The sequence below is a fragment of the Chryseobacterium sp. UNC8MFCol genome (assembly GCF_000482305.1).
Taxonomy (GTDB): Bacteria; Bacteroidota; Bacteroidia; order Flavobacteriales; family Weeksellaceae; genus Chryseobacterium; species Chryseobacterium indologenes.
In genome coordinates this window covers 193,310-218,972 of the sequence record NZ_KI535292.1, presented here as the reverse complement: position 1 = coordinate 218,972, position 25,663 = coordinate 193,310, and the positions used below count along the sequence as shown (strand labels likewise).

Below are 25,663 nucleotides of genomic sequence, written 5' to 3'. Positions count from 1 at the left end.
CTGGAAAAGTAGATTTGAATACAAGAGAAATAAAACTTATTTTTGCGCTTTATAATAATTCACATGTCTACATCGTTACTATTAAAATACTTTCCGGATCTTACTGAAAAACAGCTGGAACAGTTCTCAAAACTGGAGGAACTGTACAATGAATGGAATGAAAAAATCAACGTTATCTCCAGAAAAGATATGGAATCGTTGTATGAAAAACATATTTTACATTCATTGGGAGTTGCGAAAGTAATGGCTTTTGCTCCGGGAACCAAAGTCTTGGATATCGGGACCGGTGGTGGTTTTCCGGGAATTCCATTAGCGATTTTATTCCCTGACACTGAATTTACTTTAATAGATTCCATCGGGAAAAAAATTAGTGTCGTAAAAGCTGTGGCGGAAGGGGTAGGACTTACCAATGTGACTGCTATTCATGGAAGAGCAGAGAAGCTGAAAGAGAAATTCCATTTTATCGTCAGCAGAGCGGTGACCCAGATGCCGGAATTTTTAAGATGGCTGAAAGGGAAGTTCGAAAAAGAACAATTTAATCCGAAACATAATGGGATTTTATATTTAAAGGGCGGAGACCTTGCGGAAGAGCTTGCCGGACTAAAATGTGAAATTTTCAGCCTCAAAAACTATTTTGATGAAGAATTCTTTGATACTAAAAAAGTAGTTTATTTATCAAAAGGTAATTTTAATTCCTAAATTTGCATCGGTAAGGAATAATTTTTGCTAAATAATGGTTAATAATCAGAAAATTATAGGTTATGAAAAAGCTTTTAAATATTGGGTTTTCCATAGTGTTGTTTGGAGGATTTTTAGTTTCGTGTAAATCTGATGATTATGGTACCGTGCAATCCATCGGCAAAGTCAAAATAGACAGTGTAAAGCTGGTGAATGATACGATGAATGTTTTAGGAATACAGCATATAAAAACCTATTCTTCCTATCAGTCTCAGTGCCAGGGTTTCTATGGCTATGATTATGTATACGGTGCCAATTTTGACAGAACCGTTACTGCCTATAAATATATTACCAATGAGCCTTGTACACAAGCTAATTATGTAGGGGTCAACCAGATTAATTTTAATCCTCAGAAAAGGGGAACCTATACTCTGAAATTCTGGAATGGTGGTGACAATTGGATTACGAAAACAATTGTGGTAGAATAATGAAAACGGTTTTTGCCTGTTGTTTACTGGTCACAAATATTCTGTTCGGACAGAAGATCATCTGGAGAGAAGATCAAAAACTGACTTGGGAAAATTTTAAAAGCCCCATCAACAGAAAAAACAATGTTGATATAGCTGCCTATACCAATTGTGGCTGGGAGTATTCGGTGGTGAAGTCTTCCAATCCGAAATCACCGGTTACTTTTGAAATAAAAGCCATTTTCACCGAAAATAAATCCTGGAAGGATGTGAAAAAAATCAGTGACTATATTCTGGTGCATGAACAGAAGCATTTTGATATTGCAGAACTGTTTGTAAGAAAATTCAGAAAAGCAGTGGCTGAAAAGATTAAAACTTCCGGAGATTATGATAAATTTTTTAAAACAATTTACACCGGGATAAACAGCGATTATAAAAACTTTCAGATGTCTTATGACCGCGATACCCGACATGGGATGGATAAAGAAAAACAGGCAGAATATAATGCGGTTATTTCCGAAGAATTAGAAAACCTAAAAAGTTACAAAGCCCCTTGAAATTTCTCAACAAGATCATTCACGAATTACTAGCGCAAAACCCTGATCTTTCTGCGTTTAATATTGTCCTGCCCGGAAAACGTCCTATCGTATTTATCAGGGAGATTCTGGAAGAAAACAATTACTCGGGGTTTCTTCCGAACTTTTTTACGGTAGAGGAGCTGATCAATACCATTGCTGATAAACAGCCTATACAGGGGATTCCGTTGTGGCTTTTTTCTTTTGATGTCTACAGGAGCCTTAATCTTATTCCACGGGATGATTTTTCCGACTTTTTAAAGTGGTTTCCGACCTTACAGAAAGACTGGGACGATATCCTGAAATTTTCAGACAGTGATATTGCTGTTTTGCAGTATATGTTTGATGAGGAGAGAATCAAAGAATGGGCACAGGATTTAGGGGAAGAAGATGACGATGTTCCTCGGAAAAAGTTTCTTAATTTCTGGCAGAATATGAATGTTTTTCTACCGGCCTTAAAGGAAAAATTACAGAAGAGAAATCTGGCCACCTCAGGAATGATTCATGAAACGGCTAAAGCGAAGATCACTGAATTTGCTAAAAATACATCTGACCAATTTGTGTTCTGTGGCTTCAACGCCTTTACACCTGTTGAAGAAAAACTGGTAAGAAGTCTGTTGCAGTGGAATAAAGCCCAGTGCTTCTTCCAGGCAGACCGTTATTATTTTGATGACGAGAGACAGGAAGCGGGAAAATTCCTCAGAAATCATAAAACATGGAAAGAATTTGATGATAACAGGGCTTTTCAGTGGATAGAAGATGATTTTAGCCAGCCTAAGAAAATCAAAGTTTATGAAGTTTCCGGAAATGTCACACAAACCAAGGTCTTACCGGAGATTTTTAAAGAAATTGATAATAAAACTTATTCCAATACCGCAGTAGTATTGTTGGATGAAAACCTGCTGCCTGCCAGTCTGGATGTGATGCATGGGGTGGAAAATTTAAATATCACAATGGGATTCCCATTGAAAAACCTCTCTTTTTCCAATGCCGTAAAGCGATTGTTTTACTTGCAGAAACAACTGGAAAAAAACAAGTCATCGTACTACTACAGAGATGTTTTTCCTATTCTGGAAGAGCTTCCGAAATCTGCTGAAGATGAGCTCATCATTAATAATTTTAAAACCAAAGTAGAGGAGAGGAATATTGTGTATATCTCTAAAAAACTTCTGCACGAACTGCTGGGTGATCTGTCGTATTTCAGACTTCTGCAGAAAGCAGAGAATACCGGTATCTATCTGGATGTACTCATCGCATTTTGCCAGGACGTAAAATGGCTTGAAATAGACGATATCCAATACGAGAATATATCTCACTTTGAGAATGCTTTCAGGATTATTAAAAATCAGCTTACACCATACAATATTGACATCAGAATGGAGACCTTGGAAATTCTGATCAATCAGCATATTAATTCCGAAAGCATAGATTTTCAGGGTGAACCCCTGCGGGGCTTACAGATTATGGGATTGCTTGAAACACGTCTGCTGAATTTTGAAAATGTGATTCTGCTTTCCGTGAATGAAGGAAAGCTGCCGTTAGGAAACTCACAAAACACATATATACCTTTTGATATCCGGAGATTTTTTGATCTGCATACCTTTCTTGAAAATGACAGCATTTACGCCTATCACTTTTACAGGCTCATCCAGGATGCGAAGAATGTCCATTTGTTGTATAATGCTTTAAGCTCAGGAGTGAATACCGGAGAAAAAAGCAGGTTTGTTACCCAGATTGAAATGGAGAGTTCTCATGAAATCGAACATCTGATTATTGAAAATTCATCTGAGCCGATTGTAAGTAAACCTATCGAAATTTCCAAAACAAAAATTGTACAGGAGAGGCTTCTGAAATGGAAAGAGAAAGTGTCTGCTTCCCACCTTACCAGTTACCTCTATAATCCTATCGATTTTTACCTGTCAAAGATTCTGAATACTTCCGAGACGGATGAAATAGAAGAGGAACTTTCAGTAAAGAACTATGGAAATCTTGTTCACTACACTCTTCAAGAAGTGTATGAGGTGATTAAAGGTAAGGTTTTAAAAGAAAGTGATTTAAGAGATCTGATTAAAGCGATAGATCAATATATAGATGTTGCTATTGAGAAGCTTAAGCATCAACCGGAGTTTTATGAAAAAGGGATGAACTACATCCATAAAGCGATTGCTAAAAAAGTGATTGAAAATGTCCTTAATCACGATCTGGAATTGGTGAAACAGGGAAATAAACTCGAGATTATCGATATAGAAAGAAGGTTCGAAAATATTGATTTTTATCTTGGAGAAAATGATAAAGTATCTTTTCTGGGATTTATCGACCGGATAGATAAGCTCAACGGAACCTTAAGGATTATTGATTATAAAACGGCCAGGATCAAAAACCTCAATGTAAAAATTGATGATGATAATGTAGATGAATACTTTCATAACGGTGAAAGAAAACAGGCTCTTCAGCTTTGTATTTATCATTATGTAGTACAACATCTACCGGAATTCTGGGGCTTTCCGATTGAAACGGGAATATGGAGTTTCGCGGATGCCAGAAAGGGAATGGTTCCCCTGCAGTTTGATAAAGGAGACATCAATGATGCAATGAGGTCTGTAAAAAGCCTTATTCTTGAGATTCTAAATCCTGAGATCAATTTTGTGGAAACAATCAAATCATATTAAAATTATTCATACCCTATCCGTATTCATACTTTTTGTCAATATTCCAAGTGGGTAACCAGGTGTGGTTTTTATTAACTTCTTCCGGCAGCAGGAAAATAAAATGCGTTTTTTCTTGATTATTAAGGCATAATCGTATATTTACTGTAAAATTTTTACTTTATAAACTGGCTTGCCTCATGAAAAAGCTTCTGATCTTCTTAGCTATAGTTTTCTCTTTTACCATCCAATCTCAGCAAAGAAACGATTCCCTGACTATCGCACTCCAAAATGTGACCAAAGACACCAAGTTTGGCCTTGCGTTGAGCGGAGGGGGTGCCAAAGGCTTTGCGCATATCGGTATTTTAAAAATGATTGATTCCCTGGGAATTAAGGTAGATTATATCACCGGAACAAGTATGGGGGGAATATTAGGGGGATTGTATGCTATGGGATATAATGCCGATCAGCTTAAACAAACAGTTTATAAAGTTGACTGGAACAGGATTCTCAGTAATAAAGTTCCTTACAGCAAAGTCAATATCAGTGAAAAAGACGAGTATGACAAATATATTCTGGAATTTCCCGTCGTAAAGGGAATACCAACGCTTCCCAGTTCTTACATCGAGGGACAATATATGGGAGAGGTGTTGAACACGCTTACCTTTAATGCAAAACATATCAATGATTTCAGTAAGCTACGTATTCCTGTTGAGCTCACCTCTTCCGATATTGAAAACGGTGGATTGATTATGCAGAAAAAAGGCTCTTTACCGCTGGCGATCCGTGCTACATTAGCAATACCGGCAGCCTTTGCTCCTGTTTATATCGATGGAAAACTCCTGGTAGACGGAGGGTTAGATCGGAACTTTCCGGCCCATGAAGTGCAGCAGATGGGTGCCGATTTTGTGATCGGAGGCTACACCGGTTTCAGACTTTTTACCAAGAAGGAGATGGAAAATCCAATGAAAATGATTTACCAGACCCATGCCATCCGCTCTGTGGAGGATTTTAAACATCAAAAAGCTTTATCAGACATTATGGTGGATTTTGTAGACCCTCTGGGGGATATTACAACGAAAGATTTTGCCAAATACAGAAGAATCATCAAGATCGGAGAACAGGAGGCAAAGAAACACCTTCCTGAGTTCGTAGCATTGGCTGAAGCCCAGCGTAAATTGGGAATTACCTACGATCATACAATGATTGAAGAAGTAAAGCTACCCACTACAAAATTTACCTTTAATGAAGAAGATGGAAGCCCTATCAAAGATGCTGCTGAAGTTGAGGTGATCAAAGGGCAACTGGAACTTGTGGAAGGGAAGTATTATGATGTGAAAACTGTAAATGCAGCCATTGACAAAGTATTCGGGATGCGCCAGTATGAAAAAGTATATTATACGTACACCAACGTCAATGATGAGCTTACCATGAATATTTTTGTGAAAAGAGCAAAAAAAGGAGCCTTTAAACTTGCCCTTCACTATGATACGGAACAATCTGTCGGGATTATTGTCAACTATACCTACAGGAATATTTTGCTGAACAGATCCAGATTTTTGGCAACGGTGGATATTTCGGAGCGTTTTAAAGCAAGAGTTGCATACCAGCAGTTCTTAGGCACCGGAGACCGTTGGTGGTTTGACATTGAAGCAAAAATGATTCACCTGAAGAGTAATGACTTAACATTTAGATTTCTCGATGTCAACGGAGAAGACGGCAGTGCCAGATTTCCCAACCACATCTACCGAAATATAACAGGGAAAATTGCATTGAATTATAACATTAATCCTAATGCTTTCCTTTCTCTCGGAACAGAATTCAGTGTTGAGAGGATGTACAGTTTACTGGATAAAGTAGATCAGGCAAAATCAGATACTTACAACAAAAAGCTTTATAATCACAGTAATTTTAATACGTTTTTAAAATTTGAACAGAATAATCTGAACAAAAGATATTTTTCGTCCAGAGGAAATCATCTTCAGGTAAGTACAAGGTTTTATTACGGAGATCAGTATCAATTGTATGATCTTGAAAAAGTACAGCCTCAGTTATATCCGATCCTGAATCCTAAAGATCCGGATTATTATCAACCTAAACACCTGGTTTCATTTACGCTTAATGAAAATTATGCTCATCCGATAACCAGAAGGCTGGCTGCAAAAATCAACCTGTTTCTGGGGGCCAATTTCGGTTCCGGGAAAGACAAAATACCTTACCTGTTTTTGAATCAGAAATATAATCTTGGCGGAAGCGAATATAACTATGATTTACTAAATCCGGAGTTTAACGGGCTTCGTCAAAAAGAGCTTCCTGTAACCTCTGTCGCTAAAGCAGGAGTGTCTTTCCAATACAGAATTATGAAAAGACTGTATCTTACCCCTTCTTTGCAGTACAGTGTAGTAAGTGATGACCTTTCCCCGTTTAAAAATAACTTTAATATCTTGGGGTATGGTGCTAATCTGGGGTATGAATCTTTATTAGGACCTATCAGCATGAATATATCCCGGAATGATTTCCTTAACTTCTGGAGGATATATTTTAGTGTCGGATTTAAATTTTAACCAATAAGGGAAGTTTGAAGCAGGGAGGTTTTAAAAGATAAGCAAGAAGATTAATTCGGAAACAGGTCTGGAGTAGGAAAGCCGGAAAAAGGGAAGTCTTTCAAAGTAAGAGAATATCTTAATTGTAATAATGAGTAAAAATGACTTCCCGATGTTTTTTTGTGATAGCGACTGCCGGCCTTCAGCCCATATTCATTTATTTCCTGGGAATTTCCGGTCGTGGCATTTTATAATAGCTTCCGGAAATACTTTTTAAAAAGGCGACAATGGCATCCGTTTCCTGCTCATTCAGGTGTAAAGGTTTCATCAGCGGATCGGTCACCGGAAAGTTGGGATCCGCCTTTTTTTCTTCAGGAGCAGGATTGATCATCTGCATGCCGCTGTTGTACAAATTGACAATACCATGCATATCATCCATCAACCCGTTGTGCATCCATGGTGCGGTATACATAAGGTCTCTGAGAGAAGGGGTTTTGAATTTCCCGACATCCTTAGAGTTTTTTGTTATATGATACAATCCAAGGTCTTCATATTCACGCTTATAATAGGTAAGTCCGATATTGTGGAAGGATTCATCGCTAAGATACTTCCCGTAATGGCAATTCATACATCTTGCTTTGGTACGGAATAAGTGCATCCCATAAATTTCTTTGTCACTCATTGCTTTATAATCTCCTCCGATAAATTTATCCAGCTTGCTGGGCTGGCTTCGAATAGTTCTTTGAAAGGTGGCTAATGCACTGGCGATTTTGTCGAATGTAATCTTATTGGTGTGGTACACGTCTTTAAAAAGCTGTCTGTATTCCTTAATTTTTGACAGTTTTCCGGCTAGCTTTTCCGGTTTCATATTCATTTCATTGTGGGCAGAGATCGGGCCTATTAGCTGTTCTTCAAGGGTTCTGGATCTGCCGTCCCAGAAGAATGATTTTCTTTCTGCGATATTGTAAAGAGACTGTGTATTTCTTTTCCCCTGCAGATGGTCATTTCCCAAAGCAACTTCCTGTCCGTCACTCCAGCCCAGTTCAGGATTATGGCAACTGCTACAGGAAATCTGACTTGATGAGGATAATTTAGGGTCAAAAAACAGCTTTTTTCCCAGCATTACTTCAGGAAGCTCCTGGGTATCATAGTAATTGGAGTCCCAATCTATAGCTTCAAATTCTTTCCAGCTGATACCGGAGTCTATTGAAGGTTCAGGCCAGTATTTTATTGGCTTTTTATACTGTTCCACTACTTCTCCATAATCAACACTGTATTTTTGTATGGTGTGTTGCATGAAAAAAAGACTGATGACTCCGAGTAGTAATAGTAATTTAAGATCTGAAAGTTTCATGTTTTTTAATTTAAAAAATGCCTCCTATGGTGGCTGAAAACAGCATATTACTGCTATTGTTAAAGTTGCTGTACATCATTTTTCCTCCTACATACGCATTCTTTATAACCGGAAAGTTGAAATGAAAATTAATGTCAAGCTTAGCCTGCCAAAAGTCTGATGACTGATAGTGATAATTTTCCTGCAGCATCTGATTAATGGATGCTTTACCGGAATTATTAAAAACCGCATTTTTCTTATATACATCCGTTACAGAAACACCAAGAGAAACCGAAAGAGCAAGATTGCTGTCAAAGGTCTTCAGCCATTGGTAGTCTGCGCCATACATAAGTTTATTGAGGGCAATGCTTGAATACGGATTGTTGTACTTTTCATTTTCCCGTATAAAGCCTACAAAAGGCAATAAAGATGATTTTACATGAGCGTTTTCCATCTGGAGAAGTCCTTTAAAAATCCCGTTCGTTATCTGGTGGTTGTATCTTTCTACAGAGCCTATCCGGATATAATTCCTTGAATTTTCATTTAAAAAAAGATTCTCGGTTCCCTTTCTTTCAGTATGGCTTCCATCCAGAAAAAGGCCCCAGGATATCTTATTTTGCTTAAAAAATTTTCCTGCTGAAAAAGTAAGCTGCTGTTCATTAATTTTTGACGCATTCAGATCCGCATACTCGGTAAGAAGTTTGTCGAGACTAAATTTTCTGATTCCGGCTGAAAGATACCAGTTTCTGTTTTCGGCTTCAAATAACTGGAGCTCAGCTCCGTATGACCAGCCTTCATAATAGGCCTGCCGAAGCTTTCCGGAAAGCAATTCATTATAATTGCCCAATCCGCTCATATTGTATATCATCGGGAAGCCTTGATTGCTGACAAAGCTCAGGTAGTGCTTCTGCGTATATTTTTCTGCATTCAGGGAAGCTCCGACCTTAAATTTTTGAAACACCAAAGCATTGGCTCCCAAAGCCAGGGAGAAACTGGCCGTTGTATTTTTAGGCCTTGGATCCACATCACGATAGCTTAGACTCGCCTTGTAGTTCCCGGTAATGCCAACGGTGAAAGAGTGTAATGCCTTTGAATATCCTCCTGAAAATATATAATTCTCAAACCTAAGATCTCCTCCCACACTGTCTGCGGCTACGTAAGGGTAGATGAGGTCATAATCGGCATTCTCATTCCATATTACCCTTTTATTTTTACCTTGAGAATAGGATGCATGACCCCAAACTACTGTTTCAGGATTTAGAATTTGCAGGGTACGGGCTTCCGCACCCCACAAATTGCTTCCTTTTCCTTTTTGCTGAATCCCGTTAGGCGTATCATTATTTTTTGAAAACAGGCTGAATGTGGTGATACTGTATTTTCTGGCTCCCAGAGTGTTGGCGGGATTTACCGTAACCTTATCTTTAAACAGCCGTTCGCAGCTATATTCCTCACGTACTTTCTCAATGATGCCGTCATTGATCTGTGCATGAAGGGATGAGGTTATGAATGACAAAAGAGCAGAGACGGGTAGGAAATATTTCATTTAATTGAATAATGAAGGTTTTACACCATGCTCAAAATCTACTGTAGAATTATGGGTGTCTTTTAAGATGTTTTTGCCTTCTGCTGTTTTTCCGATCACTTTTCTGCGGACAGCTTTTCCAAAACGGTTTTTATCGCCGTCAAAAGAAGCCACGGAAGTCCAGCCCATATCCAGGGAAGGAGAGGTTACCAGCCATTGAAAAGAATCCTGTACGCTTAGGTTGACAGCGTCAGTGATCCATTCATTGGGAATTTTAACCGCAGTTCCGTCCATAGGATAGACATCACCTCCAAATGTAAGATTGTAAGTATAGGTATATGTATTCTGGCTGATCAACGCCTCATTGGTCATTCCCTGAGGCATGCGGGCCAAAGCGTAGGCGTAATATCCCTGTGTATGAATGACCATTTTTTCAAAGACATTCATCATTTTTGGAACTAAAGGATTGTCGATATCATCAGAACCTTCCTTGAATATCTGGAAATCAGCCTGTGAAAGGTTGATGGACGACGGATTGAATTCTTTATGGTTGATCGCATCTTCAGCAATGATAATAGATTCTCCCGGTTTTACCGGATATGTCTGTCCCGTTCCCGGAATTTTGATGATTGCCCCGGCAGAAAAGGTAGTCGTCATAATATTGGGGCTGTAATCCTGTTTCTCATTCGTCATAAAACTTGATTGAATCAACAACATTCCGTCAGCGTATAAAATCTGATCTGTATTATTGGTAATTTTAAAGTATTGATCACCGAAGTACATAGCTCCCTGCGGTGTTTTTGTTCCTGTAAAAAAAACTTCTTCCAGGATCAGATCCCCACTTCCTGCTTTCAATGAAATAGCCACGGTCTTAGTTTGTTCATTACCATTGACAACGACACCGGTCTGCAGACCTCCCACTTTACCTTCAATGGTTCCCGAATCATCAGAATATACAATGCTTCCTTCCACTGAAATGGTATAAGTTCCCGTAGGAAGAACAGTTTTCAATACATTGGTATTGGTAAGTTCCCGGCTGGTACTAAACCCGCTGTTCAGTTCTTTAAAACTGATCTTAAGGTGCTTATATTCTTTAACCTGAATATTGTCGGGAGTCAGTTTAAATTCCAGTTGCAGGGTGGTTTGTGCCTGAGATTCCGGTGCGTCGGAATCAGATGAACATGCTGCAAGACTGACGACAGCACACAATACTAATAGTGTTCTTAATAAATGTTTTAACATAACGTATAAAATTTAAATTGTTATAAATTGAAATTGATTTCCATCCCGAAATAAGGATCATGAGCGCCCTTCCTGTTGATGGTAAACCCATTGATATTGTAAGGCGCATAGTAACTGAACAGCCTGTTTGCGAACATTGAAATTACAACTGCTTTATTCCGGAAGCTTTTTGTTACCTTGAGGTTAAGATTCATTTCCATAGGTCTTCTCGAGGCATTGTACAGATCATTATTCTGAGCGATGATCAATCTTTCAAGAAGAGTTCCCTTCGCGGTCTCAGGATGGAAAGGATAAATATTACCGTTGGGATCCACATAATGACTCGGTACACCGTTCATGGGATCGAGTTTTCTCATAGAATACCACGAAAACTGAAAAGAGGAAGAAAAAATCAGGTCCAGCTTTGGGATGTAAGTGTCCAGCATCAGATTGGTATTCAGAACTTCGTTTACAGAGTTGGGTTCCATTCCATCATACAGCCCGAGATAAGGATAAGGTTTTCCGTTGATAGATATATCACGACCTCTGTATACGGGAAGGCTATTTCCGTACCGGGTTTTGAACCACGCTCCGTTCAGGGTAAAACGGGTATTGATTTTCGGAATTCTGTTTGAAGAATACTGAAATTCTATTCCTTCCTTATCAATGGTACTGCCGTTTCGTTGAGCAGAATAGATGAAGTTTTCGTTAATATTCTGATAGGGAAGTGCATCGACATCCGGCGGAGAAGTTATGCTGCCATGATCAAGCCCTGATGTATCGTATTTTTTGTACTGATACACCGCATATTCGTTCATGGAACGGAATGCATTGTTCATATTTTCCTTAAAAACAGTGACTGACAACTGATGTAATCCCAGGTTGAAATCTAATCTTGCTTCAAATTTTTCATTCACGGCAGGTTCTATTTCAGGATTCTGTGGGTTGTAGATCATCGTTTTATAATTGACTCTTCTGTAATTGGGATTGTCATGAAAATAATTAAGTTGCTGAACATCTTTGTAAATAAGTTCAGGATATAAAAGATTGAGGTCAGGGAATAAACTTTGTTTACCATAACCAAGGGTCAGTGCAAGTTGTGACTTTTGATTCAGAAGGGTAAGTGAAGGCAGGTTCCATTGAAGATTGACCCGCGGATCTGCATACACTTTTCCATGCATTTTGAAATGGGAAGGGATATTCATCATAGAATTACCCCGTAGTCCGAGAGCTAATGTAAGCGTATGCTTTCCTATATGTGCAGCGCTTATGGTCTCGAGGAAGGCCGCTCCAGTACTGTAAGCGGGAATATCACGATATGCTCTGGGCCTGAATGTAGATTTGGGGTCAATAGGTTTGTAGATGTCAAATAATTGCCCTTGTCCCCAGTTTTTACTCAGTTGCCAATCAAACCCTGTATTGATCTCTGTTTTTACTGATGTAACGGTAAACCGGAAGGTATTGATCATTTTAACGAACAGATCCAAAGGTTTTCCATCCACTGTATAATCAGAAATATAGCGTGCTTCCGGATAATAGCCGTCATATTCTCCTTCCGTTCTTGATAAAGGGAAAGCAGTGGCATTTTCCAGCTGGATGAATTTCGTCTGTTTTATTTTATCCAACCTTTGATTGATGGTAGCCTGAACTTCCGTTGATTTGTAAAATGAAGGCTCATTTTTGGTGTAGGTGAAAAGGTTGGAAAGACTGAAGAGGTGATTATTGACTTCATATGAATTGAGCTCTGACAAATCTATATCGGGATCAGATTTTGATCCGTCCAGAGAACCTGTGTAGCTAAGATTGGTCTGCCATCTGGAATTTCCATGATCATGTTTCTTTTCTTTAACCAAAGCAAAATTTGTTGTGATTCTCTTGTAATTTTCCAATCGGTCCCTTGGATCAGATTTAGCATTTAAATAATCAATGCCGAGGTTGATTTTCAGGTCTTTATCTTTATTTTCAAAACCCTTGTTTACTGCAAAAAGTTTACTGTAACCATCTGCTTTAAATCTTGCATTCCATCTGGTTTGTCCTGATTTATTGGTGATCTTCACAATTCCCGAAGTAAGATTTCCGTACCTTACAGAAGGAATTCCTCGAAGAATTTCTACTTTTTCGATCTGATCCGTTGAAATACTGCGCATGTCGACACCGCTTGTGATGTTCAATCTCCTTTTTAAACCGGTATTGGTCTTATCTGTAAAATCATAGGTATATTGAAGGTTGGCTCCCGAATTTAAAGGCGCACCGTCAACCAGAAAGGTCGTTCCCATGGCAGACGTATTGTAGTCGCTGCCGGGATTTCCTGTTTCCCGAAGGCTTATTTTATTGACCTGATTCATGACTGGGTCTGTGGATCTTCCACCCGGTAACAATTCCAGAAGGTCAGTGAAACTGGAAGGCTGTAAATGCTGCATCGCACGTTGACTGATAACAGATGATGAGGTCAATCCTTTGCTTTCTTTTGCCGTAATAATCACTTCTTCAATATTATTCACATTCTCCTTAAGGGAAAACTTAAAAGTATCAGGTTGGGTAACCTGTATCTTTCCGGAATATTGAACATTACCTTTTTTACGTATTTCTATGGCATATTCTCCCGGACTAAGATGTACTGCTGCAAACCCTTTTTCATTGGAAAGGATCGAATACTTCTTATTGCCGGACGAAAGAAAGATTTCATAATCTTTAAGGGGGCTGGATTGGGAATCCTGTACTTCAATGAAAACAGATACGGATCTTTCCTGAGAATTAACGGTCGTCAGTGCAATAAAGAAAAATAAAAAAGTAAAAAATTGAGATCTGGAGGGAAGGTATTGAGCATGGTCTGCCATCGTGCATTATTCTTTCGGCAAAATTAGGAGCCCTGGGAATAGATATCTAATTTTATTTAGAATAATTTAAAATAGTTGATAAAAATCAGTTTAAATCTGTGTATCAAGATTGAAATATTAAATGGTGTGAAGCAGTTTTAATGTTTGTAAGATTTTCGTTATCAATGGTTTTTTTGCCTTTCTTTGTTTTGGTTGTCGATTTATTTCCAATTTAATTTTTTAGAGTTATTTTGTGGAGCAAACCCGTAACAAAAAAGCACTCCAGTAACGGAGTGCCCAAAATTAACTTGAAATGATTTATATGAAGATGGATTAAGGTCTAAAGTTTTACCTTTTTATTAATTGTTTTACCATTGTTTAAAATCATTTGAACTACATAAATTCCTGAGTCTAAGTTTCCTGATTCAAACTGGTCCTTATTCACTTCATGTTGGCGTACCAACGCCCCTGAAATGCTGTAGATGCTAATGTTTTTAATACCGTTGACTGCCTTTGCCTTGATCTGATGATTTTGTGCAAAAATATCTGCATTGTTTTCCGGAGACAGAGTACCCACAGCTTTATTAAACTGAAGATTATAAAACGGAGTCACCACTTCGAATGTATATGTTTGATGATCAAGCGATTTCAGATCAATTCCTCCTGTTTCCAGATATTTTTCCTTTGAAATACTGGCCCGTAAATTTTTGTTCTGATCAAAAATGTTGATGGCTGAAAGCTCCTCCTGATCAATTTTTAATTTTAAAAGATCATTATTTTCCGAATGTACGATTTCTTTCTCCTCAATGACTGTTGGAGTACTTTTGATGTACGGAATCATTTTATTTTCATTGTTCTCCGTAACTTTAAGCAGATAAACTCCATCTTTCAAAGCAGATAAATTTCGGTCAACAGCAGATCTTCCGGCTGCCTTTTCTTTATTGAAATCTGTAATTTCCACTAACTGCATATTTCCAAGGTCGGGCTTAATCTGGGAAGAAGATAAAGGATTGATCTCTGAAGATACATCAGATGCTTTCTTTCCAAAAATAGATCCCGCAATCGCCCATTGATTGAGAAGGCCGCCACTCCTTAAGCTATTGAATTTTGCATTGGAAGCCAGCACAAACGGTATAATGCCTCCCACATGACCTAAAGGTCCCCAATAAAAAGCCTCGAGTTTATATTTGTTCAGATCCCACCACGGATAATATCCTCGTTGCACATCAATTGTTTTAGAAGTATTTTCCGGGGGAATAGCCAGATCAACTGTCGAATGCCCGAGAGTCATCGGGGTTTTATTGTACCAGTTGTATACATCCTTGGGTTGCAGGCATTGTCTGAACACATGATTTTGATTGTTGGTCACTTCATTGATAAAGGTATTGGTAAAAAGCTTTCTCCATATGACTGGGCCCCACAACAGCCCCCCGTTATCCTGAACAACATGATAGGTATAGCGGTCCAAATATTCTGCGGAAATAACTTCTGAGATATTATTGTTGTATGTTCTGAATCCTGTATTATTACAACTATGAAGAACATTGGCCAGGAAGGCGGTAAACGGATAAATATCTTTCTCTAAGACCCCTTTTTTTAAGGTGGTTTCTGACATGTCATACGGTCCGTCGCCCATATAAGCATATTTGAATTTGAGATGGGTCGGATTCGCAGTATTCAGCATTTTGATCGTCGACATAGCAGCATGAGCCCCTTGGGAATAGCCGGTCAGGAAATATTCATCATACCTTTTTACTCCCTGCTGGGCTAAAACTTTATTGGCAGCAGTTACAAAATCAATGGTAGCACCGGCTTCAGTAGCATAATCTACATACGGGTGAACGCCTTCTCCTGTTCCCATTCCAACATAGTCAGGAGCCATGAGAATATAACCATTGAGGACATAAGAAAGCTCAACAACGAAACCGGCAGTTAGAGCTCCCTTAAAATTGGAAGGAACGTTATTTCTGCTATCGGTTGTTCCGTGATCAGATACTACGGTCGACAGTTTATAACCTACATTGGGAAACATAAGTAAGCCGGTTGCTTTTACAAGGATATTGTTCTCATTTTTGGTGTAATAAGTTATTTTATATCCTTTTAAACCGATATTAAAACTATTCAGGTAGCTTACAAAATCCGGAGCATTTTGTTCACCCAGATTATTGGCAATAAAATTAGCTACTCCCTGTGGCGTCAGATCTAGTTTTTGTTCCGCACTTACAAGGTCTCCTGCCTGCTGTGCAAGGTAAAATGGAGCCGTAATACTTAGTAAAAAAAATGTAATTTTTCTCATATTGTCATCTTTTTGATGACTTCAAGATAATATTTTTAATGAAAGTTGAATAATGTTATCATATTAATAATTATTCACTGAATATAATTTCTCAGGAAAGTGAATAAAATAAAAGAGTCTGATCATATGACCAGACTCTTTTTATCTATATTAGTTTGAGTTAAAAGGCGTTAATTCCTGTAATATCTAAACCGGTGATTAACAAATGAACGTCATGAGTACCCTCATAAGTAATTACTGACTCCAGATTGGCAGCATGTCTCATCATTGGGAATTCACCCATGATTCCCATACCTCCGAGAATTTGTCTCGACTCGCGTGCAATGTCAATAGCCATTTTCACGTTGTTACGCTTGGCCATAGAAATTTGAGCCGGACTAGCTTTGTGATCGTTCTTAAGGTTTCCGAGTTGAAGGCATAGTAACTGAGCTTTGGTAATTTCCGTTAAGAATTCAGCAAGCTTTTTCTGCTGAAGCTGGAAGGATCCGATTGGTTTTCCAAACTGTTTTCTCTCTTTGGAATACTGAACGGCAGTACAATAACAATCGATCGCTGCACCGATCACTCCCCATGAAATTCCATATCTTGCAGAATTCAAACAGGATAAAGGTCCTTTCAATCCTGTAACTCCCGGAAGAAGGTTCTCTTTCGGAACTTTTACATCATTGAATACCAGCTCTCCTGTTTTGGAAGCTCGTAAGCTCCATTTATTGTGAGTCTCCGGAGTGGTAAACCCTTCCATACCTCTTTCAACAATTAATCCCTGCACTTTTCCTTCTTCATTTTTTGCCCATACTACAGCAATATCGCAAAGAGGAGAGTTGGTGATCCACATTTTAGCACCATTCAGAAGATAATGATCTCCCATATCTTTAAAATATGTCTCCATAGAACCAGGATCAGAACCATGGTTGGGCTCAGTTAATCCAAAAGATCCGATCATTTCTCCTGCAGCAAGCTTTGGAAGATATTTCTTTTTCTGTTCTTCAGAACCGAATTCGTTGATCGGGAACATCACCAAAGAGCTCTGTACTGAAGCCGCAGAACGTACTGCAGAATCTCCTCTTTCCAACTCCTGCATAATCAGACCGTAAGAAATCTGGTCTAATCCTGAACCACCATACTCAACAGGGATATAAGGACCTAGTGCCCCGATTTTACCCAATTCTCTCATAAGACCTGGAAGATCCGTATGATTTTGGGCTGCCTGGTCAATCTGCGGCATTACAAAACTTTCAACCCAGTCTCTTACAGATTGGCGGATCAGTTTGTGTTCTTCAGTAAGTAAAGCATCAATCCCGTAATAATCAGGGATGCTTGTAAGAGGATAATATGACATGATTTTTTGATTTTGTTAAAAATAACATTTTTCGTGGTGTTCTGAAAGTTTTTTTGAAAACTTATCTTGCGGTTGGTTTTCAGTGATATAAGGGGTTTTTATTCCTTTTTAGTGTGAAATGCTCACTTTTAAGCCTCCTCATCATTTGATATAGGATACTGATGGGTAGCATTATGAACCTTGCTTTTGAATTTATACAGATAAGGAGCTTTGTTGGCTGAGCCATCATAAAGTTTTTCCAGCCTGTCCAGAATGTTAAGGCTTAAAATCTTCCTCTGAAAGTTGTTTCTTCTGAATTTCTGGCCTAAGATTGTCTCATACAACAACTGAAGATCTTTCATGGTAAATTTTTCTGGCAGTAAATTACTGGCTGCCACTTCAGTATTGATATTCATTCTCAGGTATTCCAGACCTGTTTCTATAATTCTGTCATGATCAAAAGCCATCTTTGGAAGTTTGCTGACTTCAAACCATTCACAGCTTTCATTAAAAGCGTCAGGAAAAGTATTCGCCATCGAAAAATCGATAAGACTGCAATATCCTACCGTTACGAATCTCTGAAAAATCCAGTGATCTTCAGGAACTTCTATTCCTTTGTTTTTCAAAAGGATCTGATGTACATTGTTTTCGGTACGGTCTATTCTTCCAAATGTATGAAATTGCTTTAAAAACAAATCTTTCAGGTGAGTTCTTTCGTATAAAACTCTTTCTGCAGCCTCCCGAAGATCTTCATCGTTGAAAACAAACCCGCCAGGAAGCGACCATAAGTCCAGGTCATGATACTTTAAAAGGAGTACTTTCAAAATATTGTTATGAAACCCGAATATGGTACAGTCTACTGATATGTGGGCAACAAAATCTTTGGTGTCTATCAGTTCCTGAAGTGTTTCTTTACTTTTTGTGTCTTTGATTTTCATGGTTGTAAAAATAAAACTATTTTCTAAATTTTCTTTTTTGTGATGCTAAAATATATCAAACTAATCACAAAAAGAAGAATTACAGATGTTAAAATATATAACGGATAAAAATTCAAAAGTTGCTTCCCAAATAATACAGACATGATAATAGAACTTACTGAGCTGCCTAATGATGAAAAAATTACGATAAGCGAAGTAAAAAGGTTAACCTTATCCTTACCAACCTGTGCAATCATTTTTGAATTGATGACAGGGTAGAGCGGAGATAAAAACAGGCCAACTATCGGAAACAAAAAAAGGATTAATCCTGAATCTTCAGCCCCGAAATACTGTATCCCCAAAATAACACCCAATACAAAGATGATGAAAACCATACACGAAATATAATAACCTTGTAAAGGAAATCTACGGATAATATTAGCAGTGAAGGTTCTTCCTGCATAAGAAAATATAGCAAGAAACGATGTGGCCTGAAGAGCAAAGAATGAATTGACTTTCAAATGGTTTTTATAAAAAGACGGCAGCCAGGAATTAAATCCCTGTTCCACAAAAACGATACAAAAGATGACAGCCAGAAACAGCACAACTCCGGGAGTCATAAAGCCTGATAATTCAGAAAATATAGTTTTATTTTCCAGAGGTTGCGACTCAGAAATTTCAGATTTTGACAAAAGAAATATGGTAACCGCAGACACAACAGCAATCATCAAAAAACCAAATTTCCAGCATTCAGAATACCGACTGGAAATCAGCCAGCCAAATCCTGTATTCACCACAAAAATTCCGATCATAAATGAAGCCTCCACACTGCTCATCGTTTTGGCCAGCGCTTTTTCATCCGAAATATTATTCCTGATAATCCCGAAGACACAAATTTTACCAATGGCAAAACAGGCTCCTATAATGGCAAACCAAACCTTATAAAACCAAAAATGAGCAATAAAAGGCAGTAAGCAGCAACAAAATCCAACGATCGTCAAGGCCAGAATCAATGCTTTCTTAGTTCCGGTCTTATTGATGAAACTTACTGCAAAAAGAGAGATAAAGGCAATGGGCAGATCTTTAAATGATTCCAGCAATCCCAGTTCGGTATAGGTTATTTTAGCTTCTGAAAGCTGCAGAATAATAAGTCCCATACAATTTAAAACCATTGAAAAAATCAGAAAAGTAAGTTTAAGGGGAAGTGAAATACGGGAAAGCTTGGCGGTCATTTTGGGGATGTACTTTTTTAGTTTTTTCTGATTTTTTATGAAATATTAATGCGAAGATAGGGCTTCTAACCCTTAAAAATAAAAGAAAAATTAAAATATTTGTGAATGTAATGTTAATTATATGAAAAAAAATATATTTTTATTGTCTCATTTTGAGAATTAAACAATAACTGTATATGAATGTAAGAATATCAAGAAGCTTAGGATTGGTGGCTGTCCTCTATTTTACGGCCAACTTCAGTGCCCAGACCAAGGTGAAGGACACGCTTTCTAAAGAGAATAAAATAGACGAGATTGTAGTGATCGGGTATGGTACTCAGAAGAAGAGTAACGTCACCGGAGCTATAGCAAGTATTAAGGCCAGTGACATCGAAAACATTCCGGCCGGTAAACCGGAGCAGGTATTGCAGGGTAGAGCTGCAGGGGTTTCTGTAGTGACGAATTCCGGGCAGCCGGGAGCGCCGGCAACAGTGCGTGTGAGAGGTATTACCAGTTTCGGGGCAGGAAGTAACAGCCCTCTGTGGGTGGTCGATGGTATTGTGGTAGACAATATCGGCTGGCTTAATCAGTCGGATATTGAAAGTATCGAAGTCCTGAAGGACGGAGCTTCATCAGCAATTTATGGAGTTTCTGCGGCAAAAGGAGTAATTCTTGTGACAACCAAAAAAGGGAAAAAAGGTAAGCTGAGTCTTTCTTATAATGGTTTTTTCGGAGTTTCAAATACGGCTAAAAAACTGGATCTTCTGAATGCTTCCCAATATGCACAGATCATCAATGAGGGTCTGGTAAATGACGGAGGTGCACCGAGATTTTCAAACCCGCAATCATTGGGACAAGGGACCAACTGGCAGGATACCATTTTCGGAACAGGGGAAAAATCTTCCCATGAAGTAAGTATTACAGGTGGGAATGATAAGTCAAGTTACTACACATCCTTCGGATATTTTGATCAGAAAGGTATTGTAATGAGCGACATTTCCTATTATAAAAGGATCAATGCCAGATTCAATTCCAGCCATAAAGTAACAGATTATTTGACCATAGGACAGACATTTGCCTACACGCATACCAAGTCTCAGGGAATCAGTGCTAACGAAGAGTTTGGAGGCCCTTTAGCTTCTGCAGTGAATCTGGATCCCACAACTCCGGTGGTGGTAACAGACTGGTCTGCAGTAGATCCAAGTGGTTATACCAATCCTTATATCATTCGTGACCCCAATGGTAATCCTTATGGAATTTCCCGTTATGTGAATAACGAAATGACGAATCCAAAGGCTTTCCGCCACATCCAGCAGGGAAATTACAGCTGGTCTGATGATTTTGTAGGGAATGTTTTTGCGGAACTTAAGTTTCTTAAAAACTTTACCTTTAAATCAAGCCTGAATGGTAAAAAATCATATTGGGGAAGCCGGGCTTTTACTCCGAAATATTATTTAAGTCCCAATTACAACAATACAAGCTTCAACAGCCTGAATAAAGTGGATGAAAATAAATTTGAGTGGAGTATGGAAAATACGTTGACCTATCAGAATAAAATCGGAGACCACAACTTCAGTATATTGATAGGACAGGGAGTTTATCGGTACAATATTGCAGGAGGTACAAGCCTGACATATACCAATTTACCTGTTGACCGTTGGCAGGATGCCTCTTTCAATTTTACGATTCCCCAGGATGATATTACGGCAACAGGGTGGGACGGAATTCAGACCCGTAAAGCATCTTATTTTGGGAGGATTATTTATGATTATGCCGATAAATATTTATTTACAGGTACCATTCGTAGAGACGGATCATCAAAATTTGCTACCAATAAGCACTGGGGAACATTCCCTTCTTTATCGTTAGGGTGGAATGTCCATAAAGAGAACTTCTGGCCGGAAAATAAAGTCATTAATAATTTGAAACTGAGAGGTGGTTACGGAGTATTAGGAAATGACGAAATGTCCAACTTTCAATATGCCAGTTTCATGGTTTCAGGAAGCAATTATACCAATTCCGGAAATAATATTATTATCGGATATGCGCCGAGTACAATGGAAAATCCTAACCTTAAATGGGAACAGACCAGCCAGCTGAATATTGCAGCAGATTTAAAGTTATTCAACAATTTTACGTTAACGGCAGACTGGTATAAAAAGAAAACGGTTGATATTCTCAGAAGAGTAAATATCCCGGGTTATGTAGGAGTACCTGAATTACCTTGGGCAAATGTCGGTGATATGGAAAATACAGGGTTAGAGCTTGAACTGGGCTTTAAGAAGAACTGGAATGATTTCGGAATATCAGTGAACGGAAATTTTGCAACAATTAAAAACAAAGTTTTACGATTAGAAGATGATATTGACTACTTTAATCTTGCTTCCTTTCAAACGATGGGAGCTGTATCCAGAGTAGCTGTAGGGCAACCTTACGGATCATTCTACGGACAAACCTATAGCGGTGTTTTCCAGAACCAGGCGCAAATCGATGCTTATGTTAACTCAAACGGGACCAAATTATTACCGAATGCAAAGCCGGGAGATTTTATCTGGCAGGACAACAACGGAGACGGTAAAATTGATGAAGAGGATAAAGTAAATCTGGGAAGCTCTATTCCGAAATATACTTTCGGTCTTACCATCAATTTGAATTATAAAAACTTTGATTTCATGATGTTTGCCCAGGGGCAGGCCGGAAACAAAATTTTCCAGGGCTTAAGACGATTGGATTTACCGGATGCCAATTACCAGACAAAAATTTTGGATCGCTGGACGGGAGAAGGTTCCACCAACGATAATCCGAGAATTACCCGTAATGATCCCAACCATAATTACTCATGGATGTCTAGCTACTACCTTCAAAAAGGAGATTATGTTCGTCTGAAGATTATTCAGCTGGGATATACGCTTCCACATGATGTGACGAGCCGCTTTGGAATGAATAAAGTGAGACTTTTTGTAACCGGAGAAAATATATTGACCTTCACAAAATATACAGGTTATGATCCTGAAATTGCGGGAAGAAATAATTCTGAGCAGGATATCATTGGTGTAGACAGAGCTTACTATCCGCAAGCCAGAACATTTATGATAGGGGCAAATATTCAATTTTAATACCTAATTACATGAAAAATAAGAATTTTATATATAAAGGACTGGCTATTACTTTTTTAACAGGTTTAAGCTTTAGTAATATCGCCTGCAGTGATTCATACCTGGATGATGTACAGAATTCAGGAGCTTTTAATACTGATTTGTACTTTCAGAATGAGCAGCAATCTTTTAGTGCACTGGTTTCCGTGTATGATATTTTGAGAAAATATTCAGGAGGATTCGAGAATACCGTTACTTTTTTTAATGCAGGGTCCGATGATTTTTATTCCGGTGGGGGAAGTTCCAGTGATGGAGCCGGTATTCAGGGAATAAATAATTATATGATCAACCCCAATACCATGCCTGCGAGTTACTGGAAAGATTTTTATCAGGGAGTAGCACGTGCTAATCTTTTAATAGAAAGAGTCCCGGGCGCTTCTATGAGCGATGATCTTAAAAAGAGATATATTGCCGAGGCGAAAGTTCTCCGGTCTTTATACTATTTCGAATTGGTAAGAATGTTTGGTAATATCCCGATAATTCTGAAGACATTGAAGTTCAACGATGATTACTGGCATATTCCGCAGGCCAAACCAAGTGACGTGTATGCACAGATAGAAAACGATATCAACGCAGCTATTCCGGACCTGATGATGACGGCCAGTGGTAATGATAAAGGTAGAATCACCCAAGGAACAGCAAGAGCCATATTAGGGAAAATATATCTTTATGATAAAAAGATGCCTGAAGCCGCAGCCCAGTTCGCAGAAGTGAATGGCACACCCGGCGGAACCAGCCAGTACGGATATAAACTGGTGGCCAACTATGCAGACCTGTTTAAAGTAGGGCCGGAAACCTCCGATCCTTATAAATTTTCAACAGAATCTATTCTTGAAGTAATGCATACCAACAAAGGAAACTCAGATTGGGGGTTCTGGGGACAGGGTAAAGATGAAGGTAATTCTATCAATGTAATGGTATGCCCGCGTTCTTATTCTTTAAAAAATATTCCAAATAATGATGCTCCGGATATCTTTTCAGGATGGGCCTTCAACACGGTGACGGATGATTACGTTACCTTTATGCAGGGAGATCCAAGGTTAAATGTAACAGTTTTCAATGCTAAACAATTGGTTGCTGACGGGAAAGCTTCTTACAGCCCGGCCTTTGCAGATACCGGTTATTTTCTGAATAAATATTTACCTACCAATGCATTAAAAAGCTCACTTCCCGGACCGGCAGAACTTAACTTCAGACAAAACTACATTGCGATACGTTTAGCCGATACTTATCTGATGGAAGCAGAAGCATTGGGAGCCTCCGGAGGAAGAGCTCAGGCTTTGCTGGATGCAGTAAGAGCCAGAGTAGGTCTTGCCTCAGTACCTGTTTCACTACAGGCTATTAAAGATGAAAGGCGAAGAGAACTTGCAGGGGAAGGACACCGCTGGTTCGACCTTGTACGATGGGGAGATGCACCTTCCAAACTGGCCTTTAAAGGATTTAAAAGTGGCAAAAACGAAATTTTACCGATTCCGTTTAATGAATTGCCGAATACCTCTTTAAAACAAAATCCTGGCTACTAACCATGAAGTTTCACAACTTATATAGTTTCTTTAAAGGTACTGCACTGCTTTGCGGTGTGGTACTTTTTCCTTTATCGTGTACTTCCTTGGCTCATAACAAAGGAAATGAAATTCAGTATTGGCTTACAAAAGGAGATGAAAGCGTAAAATTGCAGCGACAGACTCCCATCAGATTTGGAAATACATCCGATACCTTTCAGAATATTGAAATTGATGCAGATCAGAAGTTTCAATATATTGATGGCTTCGGATATACATTGACAGGTGGAAGTGTGGACGTGATCAATCGCCTGTCTCCTGCTAAAAGGAAAGCTTTGCTTAACGAACTTTTCGGGAAAGATGAAAATTCAATTTCAGTCAGCTATTTGCGGTTGAGCATAGGCGCTTCAGATCTTGACAGTGAAGTATTTTCATATGATGACCTGCCTTCAGGGCAGATTGATGTGGAGCTTTCAAAATTCAGCCTTACCAGGGATAAAAATCTGATGGCGATGCTGAAAGAAATTTTAACCATTAACCCCGATATTAAAATCATTGCTGCACCGTGGTCGCCACCGGTCTGGATGAAAGATAACGGAAAAACAAAAGGAGGAAGTCTGAAACCCGAATTTTACAGAGCATATGCCAATTACTTTGTGAAATATATTCAGGAAATGAAAAAAGGAGGGATAAAGATTGATGCCATCACTCCTCAGAACGAACCTTTGCATCCCGGAAATAATCCGAGCTTATATATGCCGTCTGCCCAACAGGGAGATTTTATTAAAAATCATTTAGGACCGGTTTTTAAAACAAACGGGATCACTACAAAAATTGTAATCTACGATCACAATTGTAACAAACCGGAATATACTATTGATATGTTAAAAGATCCGGAGGCGTACCAATATATCGATGGATCAGCTTTTCATCTTTACGAAGGGGAAATTTCTGCATTAACAACAGTTCACAATGCTTTTCCTGATAAAAATCTGTACTTTACCGAACAATGGACAGGTTCCAAAGGAAATTTTAACGATGACCTCAACTGGCATACTAAAAACGTCATCATCGGTTCTATGAGAAACTGGAGCAAAACCGCCCTGGAATGGAACCTTGCCAATGATCCTCAATATGGCCCCCACACCGAGGGTGGCTGTACAGAATGTAAGGGCGCAATCACGGTCTCCGATAGTGAAAATTTTACAAGAAATGTTGCCTATTATATTATTGCTCATGCCTCTAAATTTGTTCCTCCCGGCTCCAGGAGAATTGCTTCTTCACAGACAAAAAATCTTTCAACGGCTGCTTTTATGACTCAATCTGGGAAAATAGTGGTCATTGTTCAGAATGAGGCCGAGGATGATGAGCATTTTAATATTAAATTTGCCGGGAAATACGCAGCTGTAACAATTTCAGGAAAATCGACGGCAACTTATATTTTTTAATCAAACAGAAATTAAC

16 protein-coding genes are annotated in these 25,663 nt (G+C 38.7%); 8 read left to right on the top strand and 8 right to left on the bottom strand.

Annotated features, from left to right (window positions below):
• Positions 1–63: 63 nt before the first annotated feature.
• From rsmG to M030_RS0121260, 5 genes are all read left to right on the top strand, one after another.
• A complete protein-coding gene (gene rsmG, locus M030_RS0121280) occupies positions 64–699 on the top strand; it encodes a 16S rRNA (guanine(527)-N(7))-methyltransferase RsmG (protein WP_027375257.1) in 636 nt (211 codons plus the stop codon).
• 62 nt (positions 700–761) lie between these two features.
• Positions 762–1,166 carry a hypothetical protein gene (locus tag M030_RS0121275; RefSeq protein ID WP_027375256.1) on the top strand — a complete coding sequence of 135 codons (405 nt, stop codon included), beginning with the start codon at positions 762–764 and terminating at the stop codon, positions 1,164–1,166.
• On the top strand, positions 1,166–1,702 hold the full coding sequence (locus M030_RS0121270) for a hypothetical protein (RefSeq protein ID WP_027375255.1): 537 nt from the start codon (positions 1,166–1,168) through the stop codon (positions 1,700–1,702). The genes M030_RS0121275 and M030_RS0121270 overlap by 1 nt, the downstream gene beginning before the upstream one ends.
• Positions 1,699–4,389 (top strand): PD-(D/E)XK nuclease family protein, encoded by a 2,691-nt coding sequence (locus M030_RS0121265; RefSeq protein WP_027375254.1) that lies wholly within the window; start codon positions 1,699–1,701, stop codon positions 4,387–4,389. Before M030_RS0121270 ends, M030_RS0121265 begins: the two co-directional genes overlap by 4 nt.
• 176 nt (positions 4,390–4,565) lie before the next feature.
• Positions 4,566–6,929 carry a patatin-like phospholipase family protein gene (locus M030_RS0121260; RefSeq protein ID WP_027375253.1) on the top strand — a complete coding sequence of 788 codons (2,364 nt, stop codon included), beginning with the start codon at positions 4,566–4,568 and terminating at the stop codon, positions 6,927–6,929.
• Between the two features lie 196 nt (positions 6,930–7,125).
• Here M030_RS0121260 and M030_RS0121255 read toward each other — a convergent pair whose 3' ends face one another.
• The 8 genes from M030_RS0121255 to M030_RS0121220 all read right to left on the bottom strand — a co-directional run bounded on the left by M030_RS0121255 (position 7,126) and on the right by M030_RS0121220 (position 19,563).
• Positions 7,126–8,262, bottom strand: coding sequence for a cytochrome-c peroxidase (locus tag M030_RS0121255; RefSeq protein ID WP_027375252.1), 1,137 nt, complete (start codon positions 8,260–8,262; stop codon positions 7,126–7,128).
• A 10-nt stretch (positions 8,263–8,272) separates the two neighbouring features.
• Positions 8,273–9,784 (bottom strand): DUF6850 family outer membrane beta-barrel protein, encoded by a 1,512-nt coding sequence (locus tag M030_RS0121250; protein ID WP_027375251.1) that lies wholly within the window; start codon positions 9,782–9,784, stop codon positions 8,273–8,275.
• Entirely contained in the window at positions 9,785–11,005 is a 1,221-nt protein-coding gene (locus M030_RS0121245; protein ID WP_027375250.1) for a DUF4876 domain-containing protein, read from the bottom strand.
• A 20-nt stretch (positions 11,006–11,025) separates the two neighbouring features.
• Entirely contained in the window at positions 11,026–13,821 is a 2,796-nt protein-coding gene (locus M030_RS0121240) for a TonB-dependent receptor plug domain-containing protein (RefSeq protein ID WP_027375249.1), read from the bottom strand.
• Positions 13,822–14,140: 319 nt separating this feature from the next.
• Positions 14,141–16,096: a T9SS type A sorting domain-containing protein gene (locus tag M030_RS0121235; protein ID WP_027375248.1), complete on the bottom strand. Its 1,956-nt coding sequence runs from the start codon at positions 16,094–16,096 to the stop codon at positions 14,141–14,143.
• Positions 16,097–16,256: 160 nt separating this feature from the next.
• Positions 16,257–17,435, bottom strand: coding sequence for an acyl-CoA dehydrogenase family protein (locus tag M030_RS0121230; RefSeq protein ID WP_027375247.1), 1,179 nt, complete (start codon positions 17,433–17,435; stop codon positions 16,257–16,259).
• A gap of 128 nt (positions 17,436–17,563) precedes the next feature.
• Positions 17,564–18,352 (bottom strand): NUDIX hydrolase, encoded by a 789-nt coding sequence (locus M030_RS0121225; protein ID WP_051585205.1) that lies wholly within the window; start codon positions 18,350–18,352, stop codon positions 17,564–17,566.
• Between the two features lie 23 nt (positions 18,353–18,375).
• Positions 18,376–19,563, bottom strand: coding sequence for an MFS transporter (locus M030_RS0121220; RefSeq protein WP_027375245.1), 1,188 nt, complete (start codon positions 19,561–19,563; stop codon positions 18,376–18,378).
• A gap of 176 nt (positions 19,564–19,739) precedes the next feature.
• Between M030_RS0121220 and M030_RS0121215 the strand changes: the two genes are divergently transcribed.
• From M030_RS0121215 to M030_RS0121205, 3 genes are read left to right on the top strand one after another with little or no spacing between them, the layout of a single operon-like run.
• Positions 19,740–22,658, top strand: a complete 2,919-nt coding sequence (locus M030_RS0121215; RefSeq protein ID WP_027375244.1) for a SusC/RagA family TonB-linked outer membrane protein — start codon at positions 19,740–19,742, stop codon at positions 22,656–22,658.
• An 11-nt stretch (positions 22,659–22,669) separates the two neighbouring features.
• Positions 22,670–24,220: a RagB/SusD family nutrient uptake outer membrane protein gene (locus M030_RS0121210; RefSeq protein ID WP_027375243.1), complete on the top strand. Its 1,551-nt coding sequence runs from the start codon at positions 22,670–22,672 to the stop codon at positions 24,218–24,220.
• A 2-nt stretch (positions 24,221–24,222) separates the two neighbouring features.
• Positions 24,223–25,647 (top strand): glycoside hydrolase family 30 protein, encoded by a 1,425-nt coding sequence (locus M030_RS0121205; RefSeq protein WP_027375242.1) that lies wholly within the window; start codon positions 24,223–24,225, stop codon positions 25,645–25,647.
• Positions 25,648–25,663: the final 16 nt, after the last annotated feature.

Coding starts and splice junctions, on each gene's coding strand:
- M030_RS0121275 (WP_027375256.1), top strand. CDS start 762: ATGAAAAAGCTTTTAAATATTGGGTTTTCCATAGTGTTGTTTGGAGGA.
- M030_RS0121240 (WP_027375249.1), bottom strand. CDS start 13,821: ATGGCAGACCATGCTCAATACCTTCCCTCCAGATCTCAATTTTTTACT.
- M030_RS0121255 (WP_027375252.1), bottom strand. CDS start 8,262: ATGAAACTTTCAGATCTTAAATTACTATTACTACTCGGAGTCATCAGT.
- M030_RS0121235 (WP_027375248.1), bottom strand. CDS start 16,096: ATGAGAAAAATTACATTTTTTTTACTAAGTATTACGGCTCCATTTTAC.
- M030_RS0121220 (WP_027375245.1), bottom strand. CDS start 19,563: ATGACCGCCAAGCTTTCCCGTATTTCACTTCCCCTTAAACTTACTTTT.
- M030_RS0121245 (WP_027375250.1), bottom strand. CDS start 11,005: ATGTTAAAACATTTATTAAGAACACTATTAGTATTGTGTGCTGTCGTC.
- M030_RS0121260 (WP_027375253.1), top strand. CDS start 4,566: ATGAAAAAGCTTCTGATCTTCTTAGCTATAGTTTTCTCTTTTACCATC.
- rsmG (WP_027375257.1), top strand. CDS start 64: ATGTCTACATCGTTACTATTAAAATACTTTCCGGATCTTACTGAAAAA.
- M030_RS0121205 (WP_027375242.1), top strand. CDS start 24,223: ATGAAGTTTCACAACTTATATAGTTTCTTTAAAGGTACTGCACTGCTT.
- M030_RS0121210 (WP_027375243.1), top strand. CDS start 22,670: ATGAAAAATAAGAATTTTATATATAAAGGACTGGCTATTACTTTTTTA.
- M030_RS0121270 (WP_027375255.1), top strand. CDS start 1,166: ATGAAAACGGTTTTTGCCTGTTGTTTACTGGTCACAAATATTCTGTTC.
- M030_RS0121250 (WP_027375251.1), bottom strand. CDS start 9,784: ATGAAATATTTCCTACCCGTCTCTGCTCTTTTGTCATTCATAACCTCA.
- M030_RS0121230 (WP_027375247.1), bottom strand. CDS start 17,435: ATGTCATATTATCCTCTTACAAGCATCCCTGATTATTACGGGATTGAT.
- M030_RS0121225 (WP_051585205.1), bottom strand. CDS start 18,352: ATGAAAATCAAAGACACAAAAAGTAAAGAAACACTTCAGGAACTGATA.
- M030_RS0121215 (WP_027375244.1), top strand. CDS start 19,740: ATGAATGTAAGAATATCAAGAAGCTTAGGATTGGTGGCTGTCCTCTAT.